Origin of the sequence: Ruegeria arenilitoris (genome assembly GCF_013031355.1) — a bacterium.
In the GTDB taxonomy this organism is placed as follows: domain Bacteria; phylum Pseudomonadota; class Alphaproteobacteria; order Rhodobacterales; family Rhodobacteraceae; genus Ruegeria; species Ruegeria arenilitoris_C.
This window is the reverse complement of record NZ_WPZO01000030.1, coordinates 1-1,228: the sequence shown is the minus strand read 5'-3', so window position 1 is coordinate 1,228 and position 1,228 is coordinate 1. Positions and strand designations below refer to the sequence as shown.

General features: G+C 58.8%; 1 protein-coding gene. It reads left to right on the top strand.

Annotation, left to right across the window (positions count from 1 at the left end; translation table 11 throughout):
* The coding region (gene tuf, locus GOX63_RS23625; protein WP_170329195.1) for an elongation factor Tu at positions 1-1,176 on the top strand (1,176 nt) is incomplete at its 5' end.
* Positions 1,177-1,228: the final 52 nt, after the last annotated feature.

Sequence of the window (1,228 nt, the reverse complement as noted above, 5' to 3'; positions counted from 1 at the left end):
ATGGCAAAGGAAAAGTTTGAGCGTACAAAACCGCACGTCAACATCGGCACGATTGGCCACGTTGACCACGGCAAGACCACGCTGACCGCAGCGATCACCAAGTATTTCGGTGACTTCAAAGCGTATGACCAAATCGACGGTGCGCCGGAAGAGAAAGCGCGCGGCATCACCATCTCGACCGCCCACGTGGAATACGAGACCGAGAACCGCCACTATGCGCACGTTGACTGCCCCGGCCACGCCGACTACGTCAAGAACATGATCACCGGTGCCGCTCAGATGGACGGCGCGATCCTGGTTGTGAACGCCGCTGACGGCCCGATGCCGCAGACCCGCGAGCACATCCTGCTGGGCCGCCAGGTTGGCATCCCGAAGATGGTCGTGTTCCTGAACAAAGTTGACCAGGTTGACGACGAAGAGCTGCTGGAACTGGTTGAGATGGAAGTTCGCGAACTGCTGTCAAGCTACGAATACCCCGGCGACGATATTCCGATCGTTGCAGGTTCGGCTCTGGCCGCGATGGAAGGCAACAACCCGGAAATCGGCGAAGAGAAAATCAAGGAACTGATGGCGGCTGTTGATGACTACATCGACACCCCCGAGCGTGCTGTTGACCAGCCGTTCCTGATGCCGATCGAAGACGTGTTCTCGATCTCGGGTCGTGGTACCGTTGTTACGGGTCGTGTTGAGCGTGGCGTGATCAACGTTGGCGACGAGATCGAAATCGTTGGCATCCGCGACACTTCGAAAACCACCTGCACCGGCGTTGAAATGTTCCGCAAGCTGCTGGACCGCGGTGAAGCAGGCGACAACATCGGCGCCCTGCTGCGTGGTGTTGACCGTGAAGGTGTTGAGCGTGGTCAGGTTCTGTGTAAGCCGGGTTCGGTTACACCGCACACCAAGTTCGAAGCCGAAGCCTACATCCTGACCAAGGAAGAAGGCGGCCGTCACACTCCGTTCTTCGCGAACTACCGTCCGCAGTTCTACTTCCGTACAACTGACGTGACCGGCACCGTGACCCTGGCCGAAGGCACCGAGATGGTCATGCCCGGCGACAACGTGTCGTTCGAAGTTGAACTGATCGCGCCGATCGCGATGGAAAACGGTCTGCGCTTCGCGATCCGCGAAGGCGGCCGCACCGTCGGCGCCGGCGTTGTGTCGAAAATCATCGAGTAATTCGCTCTAGCGAATGATCGAACGGAAAGGGCGTCCCTCGGGGCGCCCTTTT